The 14,506-nt window shown below is 35.6% G+C and carries 14 protein-coding genes and 1 tRNA gene; 7 read left to right on the forward strand and 8 right to left on the reverse strand.

Going from position 1 to position 14,506, the window contains the following annotated elements; translation table 11 throughout:
* Positions 1-274 precede the first annotated feature (274 nt).
* The 4 genes from nudK to ON09_RS16730 all read left to right on the forward strand — a co-directional run bounded on the left by nudK (position 275) and on the right by ON09_RS16730 (position 3,304).
* Positions 275-862, forward strand: a complete 588-nt coding sequence (nudK, locus tag ON09_RS16715; protein ID WP_010602210.1) for a GDP-mannose pyrophosphatase NudK — start codon at positions 275-277, stop codon at positions 860-862.
* Between the two features lie 129 nt (positions 863-991).
* Entirely contained in the window at positions 992-1,402 is a 411-nt protein-coding gene (locus ON09_RS16720) for an Rrf2 family transcriptional regulator (RefSeq protein ID WP_010602211.1), read from the forward strand.
* A gap of 71 nt (positions 1,403-1,473) precedes the next feature.
* Positions 1,474-2,124, forward strand: a complete 651-nt coding sequence (locus tag ON09_RS16725) for an NAD(P)-dependent oxidoreductase (RefSeq protein WP_010602212.1) — start codon at positions 1,474-1,476, stop codon at positions 2,122-2,124.
* 148 nt (positions 2,125-2,272) lie between these two features.
* Positions 2,273-3,304, forward strand: a complete 1,032-nt coding sequence (locus tag ON09_RS16730) for a quinone-dependent dihydroorotate dehydrogenase (RefSeq protein WP_010602213.1) — start codon at positions 2,273-2,275, stop codon at positions 3,302-3,304.
* Between the two features lie 40 nt (positions 3,305-3,344).
* Here ON09_RS16730 and ON09_RS16735 read toward each other — a convergent pair whose 3' ends face one another.
* The 4 genes from ON09_RS16735 to ON09_RS24365 all read right to left on the reverse strand — a co-directional run bounded on the left by ON09_RS16735 (position 3,345) and on the right by ON09_RS24365 (position 7,724).
* Positions 3,345-3,734 carry a DUF1398 domain-containing protein gene (locus ON09_RS16735; RefSeq protein ID WP_010602214.1) on the reverse strand — a complete coding sequence of 130 codons (390 nt, stop codon included), beginning with the start codon at positions 3,732-3,734 and terminating at the stop codon, positions 3,345-3,347.
* A gap of 876 nt (positions 3,735-4,610) precedes the next feature.
* Positions 4,611-5,441: an ankyrin repeat domain-containing protein gene (locus tag ON09_RS16740; RefSeq protein WP_010602215.1), complete on the reverse strand. Its 831-nt coding sequence runs from the start codon at positions 5,439-5,441 to the stop codon at positions 4,611-4,613.
* Between the two features lie 226 nt (positions 5,442-5,667).
* Positions 5,668-6,828 carry an immunity 26/phosphotriesterase HocA family protein gene (locus ON09_RS16745; protein WP_029204410.1) on the reverse strand — a complete coding sequence of 387 codons (1,161 nt, stop codon included), beginning with the start codon at positions 6,826-6,828 and terminating at the stop codon, positions 5,668-5,670.
* A gap of 182 nt (positions 6,829-7,010) precedes the next feature.
* Positions 7,011-7,724, reverse strand: a complete 714-nt coding sequence (locus ON09_RS24365) for a hypothetical protein (RefSeq protein WP_010602217.1) — start codon at positions 7,722-7,724, stop codon at positions 7,011-7,013.
* Positions 7,725-7,919: 195 nt separating this feature from the next.
* Here ON09_RS24365 and xerA point away from each other — a divergent pair, with 195 nt between their 5' ends.
* Complete coding sequence (xerA, locus tag ON09_RS16755; protein ID WP_029204411.1) at positions 7,920-8,744, forward strand: site-specific tyrosine recombinase/integron integrase; 825 nt, start codon at positions 7,920-7,922, stop codon at positions 8,742-8,744.
* Between the two features lie 371 nt (positions 8,745-9,115).
* On the opposite strand, the gene ON09_RS16760 is transcribed toward xerA, so the two are convergent.
* The 3 genes from ON09_RS16760 to ON09_RS16770 form a co-directional block, all read right to left on the reverse strand.
* Positions 9,116-9,286 (reverse strand): hypothetical protein, encoded by a 171-nt coding sequence (locus ON09_RS16760; RefSeq protein WP_010602219.1) that lies wholly within the window; start codon positions 9,284-9,286, stop codon positions 9,116-9,118.
* 34 nt (positions 9,287-9,320) lie between these two features.
* A tRNA-Cys gene (locus tag ON09_RS16765) sits at positions 9,321-9,394 on the reverse strand.
* Between the two features lie 69 nt (positions 9,395-9,463).
* Positions 9,464-10,210: a TrmH family RNA methyltransferase gene (locus tag ON09_RS16770; protein ID WP_010602220.1), complete on the reverse strand. Its 747-nt coding sequence runs from the start codon at positions 10,208-10,210 to the stop codon at positions 9,464-9,466.
* Between ON09_RS16770 and tamL the strand changes: the two genes are divergently transcribed.
* Positions 10,201-12,615, forward strand: a complete 2,415-nt coding sequence (gene tamL, locus ON09_RS16775) for a translocation and assembly module lipoprotein TamL (protein ID WP_010602221.1) — start codon at positions 10,201-10,203, stop codon at positions 12,613-12,615. The genes ON09_RS16770 and tamL overlap by 10 nt on opposite strands.
* 1 nt (position 12,616) lies before the next feature.
* Here the strand turns inward: tamL and ON09_RS16780 are convergent, their stop codons facing one another.
* Positions 12,617-13,189, reverse strand: a complete 573-nt coding sequence (locus ON09_RS16780; RefSeq protein ID WP_157258993.1) for a 2'-5' RNA ligase family protein — start codon at positions 13,187-13,189, stop codon at positions 12,617-12,619.
* A gap of 216 nt (positions 13,190-13,405) precedes the next feature.
* Here ON09_RS16780 and ON09_RS16785 point away from each other — a divergent pair, with 216 nt between their 5' ends.
* A complete protein-coding gene (locus tag ON09_RS16785) occupies positions 13,406-14,356 on the forward strand; it encodes a DUF3829 domain-containing protein (RefSeq protein WP_010602223.1) in 951 nt (316 codons plus the stop codon).
* The last annotated feature ends 150 nt before the right edge of the window (positions 14,357-14,506 follow it).

The following is a 14,506-nucleotide window of genomic DNA, read 5'->3' on the forward strand; positions in this document are numbered from 1 at the left end:
ACGTACACACTTTCATGTCAGTCTGAGCCTGTCGAAGACCTGCGTCAAAAAGTATTTTCGCTGCTATCAGGTTTATACACAAAAAAATTGTGCCTTGTAGTGGCGGTTGCAAAATGGCAAGAGTGCAAACTAAAATCCGTCTGCTAAAGCACGACGGTAATGAGATTTAATAACGATAGCATTACCATCCTGTTTTATCACAACGCACTTCATTGCCGTTGACTTCAGTCAACGATTAAAAAATTAATACATTTGAATTTAAAGCTAATCACGAATGAACAACGAAAACATTAAAATTTTAAGCACAGAAATCCTTTCAGATAATTGGTACACCTTAAACAAAATTACATTCGAATATCATAAAAAAGATGGTACTGTAGAAACTCAAAATCGCGAAGCCTATGATAGGGGAAATGGCGCCACTATTCTGCTTTACAACAAAGAAAATCAAACCGTAATTCTTACCCGTCAGTTTCGCTTGCCTACTTACCTCAATGGCAATGCAAGCGGTATGTTAATCGAAACCTGTGCAGGCTTGTTAGACAAAGATAATCCCGAAACAGCAATTAAACGCGAAACTGAAGAAGAAACGGGTTACAAAATAAAAGATGTGCAGAAAGTTTTTGAAGCCTATATGTCTCCAGGTTCGGTGACTGAAATTCTTTACTTTTTTGTAGCTGAATATTCAAAAGATATGAAAGTAAGTGAAGGTGGCGGTCATCACGAAGAACAAGAAAATATAGAAGTATTGGAATTGCCCTTTAAAAACGCTTTGGGAATGATAAAAACCGGCGAAATTAAAGATGGTAAAACCATTATGCTTTTGCAGTATGCGCAAATCAACGGGCTCGTAAACTTATAATTCAAAATATTTCTACTGCTTAAATTATTCTTATTCATTCAAACCACTAACAAATCATTTAAAATCATCAAAAATTTTGATATTAAATAAAAGTCCTTACATTTGTTCTGTAATAAAAAATATTACAGAATGAACAGCAGCAGATTTTCGATTTCCTTACACATACTTACCTTGCTTGATGACGCAAAAGGTATGCTTGTGAGTTCGGAATATTTGGCAGGAAGCATCAATATCAATCCTGTGCTGGTTCGGAAAGAAATTATGAATTTGAGGAAACATGGTTTTGTAGATAGTAAAGAGGGAAAGGGCGGCGGTTCTTTTCTAGCAAAAAATGCATCAGATATTAATTTAGGAGAGGTTTATAAGGCTGTTAACAACAACAATATTTTAGGGCAAAGTAAAAATCAACCGAACCCAAAATGTCCGATTGGGAAACAAATAAACCAGCATTTGAATACACTTTACAGTGATGCTGAAAAAGCTTTAATCGAGAATTTATCAAATCAAACTCTGGCAGATTTTGCATTGAGATTCAAATAAAAAATTTTTATTCAAAACTGTAACAAAATTTATTACAATAAGCATTTAGAAACATTTAAAAAATAAATAACATGAAAGTAGCATTAATAGGCGCATCTGGCTTTGTAGGTAAAGCCCTTTTAAACGAGTTGGTAAGTCGTGGTAACGAGGTAATTGCAATTGCCCGTGATAGCGATAAAATCGAAAATACAGATGAAAAAGTTAGCAAAGTGGCGGTTGATGTTTTGGATACCGGTAAACTGGCAGAAACTCTGAAAGGTGCTGATGCGGTGATCAGCGCTTTTAACGCAGGTTGGACGAACCCAAACCTGTATAACGATACTGTTGCAGGTGCAGAAGCCATTCAGAAAGCAGTTAAGGCATCGGGCGTAAAACGTTATATTTTCATTGGCGGTGCAGGTACTTTGCAAATTGATGGAAACCAGCTGGTAGATGGGCCGCAGTTTCCGAAAGAAATTTATCCTGGTGCATCAGCTGTAAGAGACTACTTTAATAAGTTGAAAGAAGAAAAAGAACTGGATTGGTTGTTTTTTAGTCCAGCGATTGAAATGCACCCAGGCATCACCATTGGCCGCACAGGCAAATACCGTTTGGGCAAAACTTCTCCGGTTTTTAATGAAGAAGGTCGTTCAATTCTATCGGTAGAAGACTTATCAATTGTTCTTGCCGATGAATTGGAGAACAATGCACACCACCAGGAGCAGTTTACGGCAGCATACTAGCAGGGATGATGTAAGATGGATGATGTGAGATGGAGGAGGTAAGATTTGAGCGGCAGAAGATATTATGAGAGGTATTTAAGATAGTCGAGTTTTCCATCTTACCTTTTCCATCTTCCATTTTTTTCTATATTTTATTTATCTTCGTGGCATGTATCGCCTTATTAAACCAATATTTTTCAAGTTTGACCCAGAAAACGTACATTATTTCGTTGTAAAACGGTTGAAATGGTTTAATGATAAATTCCCATTGGGTAAAACCATTATTCGCAGCAGCTTCGATTTTCACATCAGAGGTCTGGAGAAAGAAGTATTTGGAATAAAATTTAGAAATCCGGTAGGTTTAGCTGCAGGTTTTGACAAAAATGGCGAATATGTAGAATCTCTAAGTAATCTTGGTTTTGGCTTTATTGAAGTTGGAACGGTAACCCCAATGCCGCAACCCGGTAATGATAAGCCACGTATGTTTCGCTTACCTAATGATGAAGCCTTGATTAACCGAATGGGTTTCAATAATAAAGGCGTTGATGTGATGGCAGAGCGTTTGCGTATGCTGAAAGATAAACATCCTGATATTGTGGTTGGCGGAAATATTGGTAAAAATAAAGCCACGCCTAATGAAGATGCCGTAAGCGATTACATTAAATGTTTTGATCGGTTATTTGATGTAGTGGATTATTTTGTGGTTAATGTTAGTTCGCCAAACACACCTGGTTTACGCGAATTGCAAGAAAAAGAACCCCTAAAAAATATCCTCCATACACTGCAGCAGCGTAACCGCAAGAACGATATTTCTCGTCCGATTTTATTGAAAATTGCACCTGATTTAACCGATGCACAATTAGATGATATTATCGAAATTGTAGCGGAAACAAAAATTGCGGGAATTATAGCAACCAATACAACAATTAGTAGAGAAAATTTAGCCACCGAAAAAGTATTGGCCGGAGAAACGGGTGGCTTAAGTGGTAAACCAGTTAGAGAACGTTCTACAGAGGTTATTAAGTATCTTTCAGAAAAATCAAATAAAGCTTTCCCAATTATAGGTGTAGGCGGAATTCATTCTGCTCAGGATGCCCAGGAGAAATTAGAGGCCGGCGCAAGTCTTGTTCAATTGTACACTGGCTTTATTTATGAAGGCCCGGGCTTGATCAAATCGATTTGCAAATCTTTGGTTAAATAGCAAAGCTGAAGATAAATTCTCCAGCTTTCTTCAGTCAGTTTTATCCTGGAATCTTTTCCACTAAAACCTCCTGGCCAGCCTGATCAAAATAAGTACAAAGCATCGTATCTAATGAAACAAGCCACTTTTCGACTCCGGTTTCAGCGCAATGCTTGCAGAATTCCAAATAATTGGTTTCACCGTTTTGGTGCGATTTTAAATAACCCATGAACCTCTTCTGATCACTGAGGTTTGCGATGATCAGCTCGTCATATTTCGGACTGGATTTTGTGCTAAAATCATCCGCTCCAAAATATTCTGTTTGGCCATTTTTAACCCAAACCTCATAAGAATGTACACCTAAATTTTTTATTTCCTGAATGTAGGAAGGAAAATCGGCGCCTGATTTAACTTTGCTGTGCGCAAAGGCAATTTGTTTTACTGTAAACATTGTTTAATAATTAATGATTTTTTGCATCATTAAGGAACTGCTATTTACAACAGGGAAGATTTGGAATTTAATTTTATCCTTTTGCATTCTGCATTTTTCAAGCAGAATTGAAGCCAAAGAGACCAGCAAAAGTACAAAATAATAGTTCCAGAAAAGTCAAACACTTTTTTTGTTCACCGTCCTTATCATATCGTGAAGTAGATCGCATTAATTTCCTCCTTTGCCATAAATATAAGTATGGTAAAAAATAAAATAACAGTTTTTCATTCTTCGCTATTTGGTTAAAGGTTTTACACGGCGGGGGGATTTCGAGCCTTGTGATGCTTCAGCAATCCCTGCTTTTCAATAGGCAAGGAAGCACTACTTTTCCCGATTTTACATCGGGAAATCTCTATTTTCTATAAAGGTTCTATCCCGCACTTATGGAATGAAACTTTTCAATAGTTACCATTTTAAGTTACGCTCCTTAAATAAACCTTGTAATTCTTTTACTCTCCTGTTTTTCGGGTCGTTAACCATTTTGTAAATAAAATATAGCGGTATTAATGTTAATAATCCCCAGCTGTTTTTGAAAAAACTGTAGATTATAATGCCTGCTAAAAAACCAATTCATAAGGCGTTTATAATAGAAAAAGATTTCATTTTTTTTGCTTCACCTATCAATTCTTGCTCTGTCATTTGGGTATATTCCGTTTGCTTCATTGGTTTAAATATAATTGTTTATTTGTTTTAGTTTTGGTTGGTTAAAAATTTCGCTCACATTTCGGAGCTTTACGGTAGTGCGGTAATTTCGGACGTGATTAGGCTGGAGGTAACCGATCCAAAGCGAGCTCAGCATGTTTGACCCCTTGTTATGCGATTGTGTTTTTAGTTGATTTATTTAAGTAAGGATATGATTTCTTGATAATTAGCTTTTTTTGCAATTTGAATAGGTGTTTTTCCGTAATTCACATTATCTCCGCAGTCAAAAGTTTCAGGTTTCTTTTTGTCTACATTTTTGTTTAATAGATATTTTACCATCTGAAAATTATTTTGTTTTACTGCGATAATTAATGCTGTTTCTCCATCACAATTGTTGTGATTAAGTTCTTCATTAGTGAGGTTTAGTTTATTAAGTACTTCATAGTTAGATTTGATTACAGCTTGTTCAAAAAGCCAAATTTTCCCCCTCACATCACCTTTTTCCTGATTTGCACCATTTAACAATAAAAATTTTGCACCATCGTAAAACCTATGAAAACCTGCAGTATTGAAAGCTTTATTGTTTTTAATATCACAACCTTTTTCTATCAGGTACTTCAATATTTCCAATCTGCCATACTCAGATGCAACAACGGTTAATGGATTTTCCTTATTGTTGATTTTTGCTCCACCCTCTACAAAAAGTTTGGTTAGATATAAATTGTCTGATGACCAAATTAATGCTTGCAGTGGTGGTATCTTATTTTTAGGTTCATAGTTTGCAGGAAATACAGTTTCCAACATTTGCCTTACTTTTATACTATCATTATCAAAGATAGCTTTGTAAAACTCACCTACAATTTCATCTGTGGGTTTTGGGATTTTTATAGTGTCCTGTATATTTTGTGTTTGGGCTAGTTCTTGCTTTTCGGCTATTTTATTTGTTACCTGAGTCGCCTCTTGTGCTTTGTTTTGACAAGACAGCAAAGCAAGAGAAGTTATTAAAATTGTAAATGTTTTTTTCATCTGTTATTCTGCAGTTTCATTTTTTAATAGTGTTATTTAGCATATCGCACAACGTTTCGGGGCTTGACGATGGTGGGGCAATCGAAGCGCCACTTGTCCCGATTTTACATCGGGAAATTTTCAATTTTGCACTAAAGTTGAACCGAAGAATCCCGTACATACGGGATTGAACTTTGCAGTTTCGCCCCACTATTGCAAAACCCCTGTTAGCGGCTGGCAATTTCTGTCATTTTGTTAGCGCTAAGTTCTGTTCGTACGTTTTGTCAGCATCAAGTCCAAAAGCCGAAAATATTTCTCTTTTTGTATCAAGGTTGATTGGGTTTCGCAAATCATATTTGATGTCATATCTATGGTTACTATTCCAATATGGTTTATTAGATTTTTCTGCGATACATTCTTTAAGTTCTTCAATGTCCAAACCAAATCCGACTCCTTCTTTTCTAAATGGATTTTCGTTGTATCCACCATACAAACTCTTATCTTCTATTTTTAAATACTTATCAAACTTTGAAATATTCATTTCTTTGTAAATAAATCCGTACTGTAGATATATGAGATTTTTTTCATCAGAACTAATGCTTTTGCTGTAAGAAATAAGCATATCATATTCTGACATTTCAAGGGATTTATGTCCAATTACAAATTTCTCTCCATAATAAAATTGATTATCCATAACCGCTTGTGATGGCAAAGCTAATGTCTTTGATAATTCATTCAAATCAACATCGAGATTATTGCTAATCTTGTGATAGAGTTTTACAATTAGCGCTTTTCCCATTAAGTGGGTTAGGCCATAGTTTTTATTTTCTTTTAGATTATCGGTTTTTGTTCGTTTAGAAACATCAATTAAAATTCTACCAAAAGCGTAGTTCCTTCTGTCAATTTTAAAGGCAAAAAAGTCACCTTCCTGAAATTTACAGTGTTTGCGGTCTGCATTTTTAAAAGCTGTAATTTCCGCTAAATCTCCACTAGTTGTCTCAGAAATCCATTTTTCTAACCAAATTTTCAGGTAGTCAAGTTTTTTATCTTCAAAATTTTCTGAGTAATAAGTTGTTTGTGTTGTATAGTTCGAGATAGTCAGATGACTACTTGAGAATGAAAAATAAACACCTATGCCTTTAAAGGATTGTGTAGCAGTATAGTTGAGCTTTTTTGGTTTTCCTTTTTCTGTTTTTGGTAATAGTATGGTTCTGTGTTCAGCTGTTTTTTCATTCAGGTCACGTTCGGTATAGGCTTGTTCATTAACAATAATTTCTTTACGGATAATGTCTCCATCAAAATATACATAACTGTCAAATAATTTGACAAGCTCCCAGTTATTTTCAACTGGTGTAAGTCCTAAATATTGTCGTTGTTCGTTTGATAGTTCAAAAATTATTTTCTCCATTTTGTGATTTGTATACTTTTGTAGTGTTGTTTTTTGCTTGCCGCTAACGTTTTTCGGCTTGGCGATGTGGCGGAAATCGAAGCACAAATGTTCAGTTTTGTACAAAAGTTCAATCGAAGAACTGAACTTGGATTTGGCACTTCAGCCGCCATATTGCCAAACCGATGTTACTGGCTGGCTTTTTATTCTGTCCACCAATCATATTTTGTGTCTGCGTTAAAGTCAAATAGATGGTCTAATTTTCTCGCAAAATATTTTCGCAACTCTTCGCTCTTTTTTGTGTCTTTACTAAGTTCATCGGAATATTCTTTTAAATAGTCTAAAAGTCTGTAATGTAAAACTGTTCTGTAAATTTTTATTTTACCGTTTTCCGCAACAAGGAATTGTTTTTCTGTTTTAACGGATTTTGTCAAAGGAGTTGCTGTAATATACCAATTGTCTTTTGTTCTTGCTTCGTGCATTAGTCCACAGCGAACATTTTTGTAAAAGTCTGTCGGACTGTATGGCTTGTCAATTACAACTTTATTTTTATTATTTAATTGCCAGAAGTTGTCTTGAAAAACAGAAGCCGAACGAAGAAGACTGACAAACATTTTTTGGCTTTTATCATATTCGTATTTTGGCGAAGCACTTGTCTTACTATGATTAAATATTTTTCCAACTCTAAATGCAGCAAACATTTCAATTAACGCACATTGTACGGTCACGATTGTAAAACCTTCGCCTTTTAATGTCTTTCCATTAATGATAGTTTGAATTGGGTCGAAAAATTTACGTTTTACTCTTTTGTTAAATAACGTGATGGCATCTTCCCAAGTTTTGTCATACTTGTAAGTCTGATTAAGTTTTTGTCTGATTTTTGTCCAATCAGATTTTTCTTCAAGTTCAATGTCCATTTGTTTAGTGTCGTTTTAAGCTTGCCAGTAACATCTAAATTTACGCATTTGCGTAAATTCAAACTAAAAAACATTTGTAAATCCAATTTGATATTTTTTAAAAAATGAATTATCCTATTTAAATTCAGCACTTTATCGCTATTGTTATGCATTGCATTCTTTTGGATTTACGAATGTTTACCAAAAGATTTAAGTGTGAAATACTTAGAAATTTTCAGGCAGAAAATGGAAATCACCCGTTATGGCCATTCTACCATCAAATCGTATACGGCAGCTTTGGCTGTTTTTTTAAAAGAGAACAACCAATTCCCGATCACCGAGATCAATGAACAAATTATTGAAAGTTATCTCGGCAAAATTATTCGCGAAAAGAACATCTCGGCCGCATATCAAAAACACCTTATTGGCAGTGTAAAGTTGTTTTATAAAATGGTGTTTAGCAGGGTTTTGCAAATTGATCATTTGTTTCCCAAACGTACTGCACACACCTTGCCTAAATACCTCAATAAAGAGGAGGTAAAAAGAATATTATCAGTGGTTACCAACTCAAAACATAAAGCTATTTTGAGCACCTTATATGGTTGCGGCCTTCGCTTAAGCGAATTGATTAACCTGAAAATTGAGGATGTGGATTCAAAAAACGAAGTGATTACAGTTAGGCAGGCAAAAGGGAAAAAAGACCGGCAAGTGATGCTGCCAAAATCACTGCTTCCGCTACTTAGAGAATATTCTAAAATCCATTTACCTAAAATTTATTTGTTCGAGGGGCAATCGCAAGCACAATATTCGCCCAGAAGTGTGCAAAGTATATTGCAACAGGCTGCGGGTTTGGCTAATATAAATAAAGTTGTTTCGCCACACATGTTAAGGCATAGCTTTGCCACTCATTTATTAGAAAACGGAACGGATATCCGTTATATTCAGAAACTTTTGGGGCATAACAGCTTAACCATTACGCAAATTTATACGCATGTTTCCGATGTAGCTAAAAGTAAATTTTTAAGTCCTTTAGATTTTTAGGAATGAACATTATGCCTGCTAAACATAGCCTCCGTTTATATTGAAGCGATAGGTGAGGCGTAATGTTAGATGGTTTTTAAAGGTTCCAGCGCTGTGCCGATACCTATCCACTTACTTCAGATACCGAATGTTGTATAGCAACTAATATTGATGCGCTTTGATCATTCACAATGCTTCAGCTTCGCAAAGTTAAAATACAAAAACGCAACGCTTAGATCTCTGTTTAAAATAATGTTGGAGATGCTGTAAAGTTTTCAAATGATCGATCGAAGCCCTTGGAAGCGATGCAATTTTCTTAGATGTCTGCTGCATAAAAAAAGCATCCTTTGATCAGAAGGATGCTTTAAATTTTTAAGAAGATACTCTAAAAACTATTTTGCTAAACCAGCTAAAACAGCGTTGTTTTTAGCTAATTGATCGTTTTTAGGTTGAGCAGAGCGACTTCCTAACTCGATGTTAGTTGCTCTTTTTAAAAATGCTACCTCTTGGTGAGCTGTATTTTTATTTCTTCTGTCTTTTCTTTTTAATCTGGTAACTGCCATGGTAATAACCTTTTAATTATTTTATTTGTACAAATGGAGGTCGAGAGCGGATTCGAACCGCTGTAGAAGGTTTTGCAGACCTCTGCCTAGCCACTCGGCCACTCGACCTTGAAATTCAAGGTTGCAAAAATAGCAATTATTAATTAGTGCGCAAATAATATCTTAAATAATATCTTTCTAATTTTTAACTCTCACTAATTCAGCGCAAAAAATCGCTGCACTAATTGCAACATTAAGCGATTCTGCTTCGCCAAATCTAGGAATAGTTACGGGTTTATTTACTTTTTTTATGATTTCTTCGGATATTCCTTTTCCTTCGTTACCTAAAATAATCAATCCTTCATTGCCCCAGTTGGTTTCATAAATAGATGCACCATCAAGCAATGCGCCGAAAACAGGTAAGCTGTTTCTATCTAAAAAGGATGTCAGATTTTCATAATGTATTGATACCCTCGCCAATGAACCCATGGTGGCTTGCACCGTTTTGGGATTAAAAGCCTCAACGGTATCTTCAGAACAAATGATCTTTTTAAACCCGAACCAATCTGCAGTTCTGATAATGGTACCCAGGTTACCTGGGTCCTGAACACCATCAAGCACCAGTGTAAATTGATTTTTCAAAGCACTTTCGTTAATTTTTTCAGTTTTTGGAAGGTGTACCACGGCCAGAAAACCCTGCGGTGTTTGTAAAGTACTAATCTTCCCTAATTCAACGTTGTTTACTTCAAATAAGTTTATATTTGCAGGCAATTTGGGTAACAAATTGGATTGCTCATTGTTGTAAAATATGCTGTGGATGCTGTAGTTTGATTGAAAAAATTCTTTGATAGATTTTATACCTTCAACCAGAAATAAACCATGCTCTTTACGATATTTTTTTTGATGTAATGACTTTATAAAACTAATCTGAGACTTTGAAAGCATACCAATACTTAATAAATATTAAACTGAAAAGCACTGCAATATTACTATTTATTATTGTTTTAATTCAGAGCTGTTCCTCTACAAAATATATTCCCGACTATCAGGCTATAGTGAAGAAGGTAACGATTGATAGTGTTGACACAGAATTTGAAGAACAAGCCTACAATTACGTTCAGAAAGATATTCGCCCGCCATCGGCTTTTAGCATCAATGTGCCACTTTATAATTTATTCAATACCAAAGATGGAAGGTATAAAACCAGCAACATCAAGCCTTTTGGTACACCACCGGCAATTTTAGATAGTGCACTTGTAGAAATCTCCCGCAATCAGATTCAAAAATTTCTGAATGGTAAAGGTTATTTTGATGCTAAAGTAGCTGCTGATATCAAAGTCAAAAATAAAAAAGCCCAAATTGATTTCGTGGCCAACCAGGGTAAGGTATCTAACGTTGGTAAACTAACGGATTCTATCTTTAGCCAAAATGTAAAGAAAGTGTATGACAGTACGAAAGCCACCTTTACCCGCTTACATCCAGGTATGCGATATGATGTGGATTCGTTAACATACGAAAGAGAGCAGATTTACAGGGTGATGAAAGAGAACGGTTACTTCTACTTCCTTCGGCCATATGTGAATTTTGATGTGATAGAAACAAATCAGCCGCAAAAGGTAGATTTGAGGTTGAACATTACTAACCCACCCTCAGGTCCTCATAAGCAATACAATATAGGTACCACCTACATGATTATTGCACCAAGTCCGGATGGTTTTCCCGATTCGCTACGCAATTACGTAAGCAGAGATACCACCCGAGGGGTGTCGTTTACTGATTTATCAAAAAGGTACAGAAGAAACCCGATTCTCCGCTACGATTTTTTAAAACAAGGCGAAGTTTATGATATAAGGAATGAAAACCTGACTTATGATCGCCTTTATGAATTGAACGTGTTTAAAAACGTTAAAATCGATTACTTCAACAGAGACAGCACAGGCAATAAAATTAATCCGATCATTTTGCTCACTCCGCAAAAAGTAATGAGCAATAGGGTAGAAGGCGAGGTGCCCTTTAACGGAGGTACCATTGGTTTTAATTTAAGTAATACCTATACCAACAATAACTTATTTAGAGGTGCAGAGCGTTTCGAATTGCAGTTAAAGGGAGGATTACAATCGAGAATTGGAAACAACGCTAAACCGTTCAGAGATATTTACCAGCGGGATTTTTCAATCAGCGCAAGTATTTCTGTACCAAGATTATTAATTCCATTTTATAAACCGATTTTAGGCGGAAATGGGATGCCGCACACCACTTTTTCTTCAAGTTACATTTATGCCCTGCAAAAGGATGTATCTGTACGCCGGGTGTTCATTAACTCGGTTACTTATGATTGGTTTGAGACAAAATCAAAAGTCCATTCATTTACGCCATTAAATTTTGAATATCGTTTAGGAACCTTAGAAGATGGGGTAGATTCTGCCACAGTTTCAAATAACCTGTATTATGCCACCTTGCTAGATCGTAAAGACTTAACATTAGGCATGAAATACAGTTATACTTTAAATGCTGATAAACTAAACCAGTTGAGAACATTTGTTTATTTGAGAGCAAATATTGATATAGCTGGAAACCTGCTGCAGGGCATTTCAAACCTTGGAGGTTCAAAAAGTGATCCGGCAGCTGGTAATCCGGCCAGAATATTGGGCCTGCCGTTTAATCAATACGTAAGGCCAGAGCTTGATTTAAGATGGTATAAGCATTTAGGTGGTGAAAGACAGTTTATTGCTCGTTTAAACACAGGTGTAGCATATTCGTATGGAAATTCAATTTTAACTGGCATACCTTTCGAAAAGCAGTTTTTTGCAGGCGGATCTAACGGATTAAGGGCCTGGCAAGCCAGAACAATTGGACCTGGTAATTATAACAGAGAAATTATCAGTACAGAGGCACTAAGAAAAGCCTTCTTCGGATTAGATCAGCTGGGTACTATGCGATTGGAAACCAATTTTGAATATCGTTTTACGCTGGCTAAAAAGTTTTTTGGCGCAACTTTAAAAGGAGCAGCATTTGTTGATGCCGGAAACATTTGGAATGTGCGTATGGGGGAATCAATTAGCCAGGAATTTTCTGAATTAGACGAATTAACAGTGTTCAAACTGAGTAAGCTCGCAAGCCGGGTTGCTGTTGGTACAGGTTTTGGCTTACGCTACGATGTTCAGTATTTCGTTTTCAGGTTCGATGTTGGTATAAAGTTGAAAGATCCGCAATTTATTGGCGATGAACAGTGGGTAATCAGTAAATTGTTTTCTGGTTGTAGAGATTTCAAAAATCAATATAACGCTACACATGCACCGGATACTTATCGTTTTGTTCAATATAATTTCGGTATCGGAATGCCTTTTTAGGTTAAGGAAAAAGACTTAGCGGTTTCGCTTTATCGGCCGGAGATTTGAACGGTATTTCTTGGTAAGGTTGCCATATTTTGCCATTATGTTTGTATACTGAAAACCCGGATACGACAAATGAGCGCTTAAACTTTCGGTCTTTAAATGCCGCAACAATTGCTCTGCATACTGGCGGTTGCACATCTCTGAAAGCAAGCGTAACATGTGGCGTAAATTTAGGCCTGTTCTTCTCAAACAAATGCATGGGCCTGAGTGCATCATCGATCTGCGATTTCAAAACCATTATGTCGTTGTTTTGCACTACATTAATATAAAAGGTATGTTCAGGAAAAGACCCAAAATTTGTTAAAATCTGTTCAAACGGTGCCGAATAAGCGGCATCTTGTAAGGCCCTAAAAAAAGTTTCCTCTTGTGTTTCAGAAGTTAATTTTACCGGTTCATATAACGTAATATGCGCCGGACGCTTGAGTGACTGATGAACGTTGAACTCCTCCGAAATAAACTTCCTCAGCTCATCAATCTCCTCTACAAGATGAGCTGGTGGTATTAAACAAACTAAAAACAAATTTTCCATCTTTAAAAATACTAAAATATTTAGCATTTTAATAATCAAATTCGATTTTTTATTGATAAATTTGATTTTGTTTTTTACCGAATAAAATTTAGGTTTGGTAAATCATTCTTTAAGGATAGCATTCGTTAACCATCAAAACATCCCATAGTTATTTTTGTTAAGTTTTCTTTTTCAATTCGCTTGCTTAAACAATTTATCAGATATAAAAACTAAAAGATGAAATTACCTATCAAACTATTAATTGTCGCAGCTGCGATATCATTTTCTGCATGCAAAAGCGGCGATAAAAAAGACAAAGATGCCAAAACTGAATACGGTGAAGCGAGTAATGAGGATGCAAACCAAATTGTGGAATACAACAATGTTTTGGTAAGTTTTACAGATAAAAATAATGAGTACTTAAAAAGAGTTGATGAAAATTTAGAGAAGATTTCTAAAGGTTTGCAAAATCCCAGCAATCAGTTTGCATTTATTGGAATAATATCACCCTTTTATACACCAAGTTTTAATCACTCTAGAATAAAACCCGAAAACCCGCCAGCGGTATTAAGCAGCAGTGATCAGAAATTTTTTAAAGATAATGTTAATGGTTTAAATGAAACATTAACTAAAATAAAAGATACTTATAAATCATTAAATGATTACCTGAAAGCAGAAGATTGGAAGGATGATAAAGGCGTAAAGGGAAAAGGCTTTATTGACTCCATCTACACCATGACTAAAGCATATTACAAATACGATGAAAATGTTTTAGCTAAACTAGAAGTAATTGGAGATGATGCGGAAAGAATCATCTTAAAAACCCATCCACTAAAAGATTATATTTTTGCCATGAAGGATGACCGTAAAGCAGTGGGTGATTTTAATAGAATGATGCTTGGATCTAAAAACTATAAAACAGATGAACCAAAAATCAAAGCCGCTTATACTGCGCTGGAAACTCAATACAAACAGCATACTGAAATGGATATGCCAAGTACGTCAAAATTTCCCGGCAAAGAAGCTGCTTTCAAACGCTTTAACGACAGCTTTAACGATTATTTGGTAGAAAGCAGAAAAGTTATGAGAGATGCGGGGGCTTCTGGTAAACTGTCAGTAGACAATGCTGAAGACCTGATTAGAAAATATGATTTCATGCGTACCACTTACAATAACTTTGTTGATTAGCGGTTTAAAAACCCATAAAAAAAACCGATGGTGATAGCCATCGGTTTTTAAATTTATATTGAAATTAATTATTCAAAATATTCCTTCATTCTTTCGAAGAAGCTCTTATCATTTTTACCTGGTTGAGGTTTGAAGTTAGAGTGTGTACGT

Source organism: Pedobacter agri PB92, assembly GCF_000258495.1.
Taxonomy (GTDB): Bacteria; Bacteroidota; Bacteroidia; order Sphingobacteriales; family Sphingobacteriaceae; genus Pedobacter; species Pedobacter agri.

Excerpts from the sequence above, each read along its gene's own strand:
- nudK (WP_010602210.1), top strand. The coding sequence starts at position 275 with ATGAACAACGAAAACATTAAAATTTTAAGCACAGAAATCCTTTCAGAT.
- ON09_RS16720 (WP_010602211.1), top strand. The coding sequence starts at position 992 with ATGAACAGCAGCAGATTTTCGATTTCCTTACACATACTTACCTTGCTT.
- ON09_RS16725 (WP_010602212.1), top strand. The coding sequence starts at position 1,474 with ATGAAAGTAGCATTAATAGGCGCATCTGGCTTTGTAGGTAAAGCCCTT.
- ON09_RS16730 (WP_010602213.1), top strand. The coding sequence starts at position 2,273 with ATGTATCGCCTTATTAAACCAATATTTTTCAAGTTTGACCCAGAAAAC.
- ON09_RS16735 (WP_010602214.1), bottom strand. The coding sequence starts at position 3,734 with ATGTTTACAGTAAAACAAATTGCCTTTGCGCACAGCAAAGTTAAATCA.
- ON09_RS16740 (WP_010602215.1), bottom strand. The coding sequence starts at position 5,441 with ATGAAAAAAACATTTACAATTTTAATAACTTCTCTTGCTTTGCTGTCT.
- ON09_RS16745 (WP_029204410.1), bottom strand. The coding sequence starts at position 6,828 with ATGGAGAAAATAATTTTTGAACTATCAAACGAACAACGACAATATTTA.
- ON09_RS24365 (WP_010602217.1), bottom strand. The coding sequence starts at position 7,724 with ATGGACATTGAACTTGAAGAAAAATCTGATTGGACAAAAATCAGACAA.
- ON09_RS16760 (WP_010602219.1), bottom strand. The coding sequence starts at position 9,286 with ATGGCAGTTACCAGATTAAAAAGAAAAGACAGAAGAAATAAAAATACA.
- ON09_RS16770 (WP_010602220.1), bottom strand. The coding sequence starts at position 10,210 with ATGCTTTCAAAGTCTCAGATTAGTTTTATAAAGTCATTACATCAAAAA.
- ON09_RS16780 (WP_157258993.1), bottom strand. The coding sequence starts at position 13,189 with ATGGAAAATTTGTTTTTAGTTTGTTTAATACCACCAGCTCATCTTGTA.
- ON09_RS16785 (WP_010602223.1), top strand. The coding sequence starts at position 13,406 with ATGAAATTACCTATCAAACTATTAATTGTCGCAGCTGCGATATCATTT.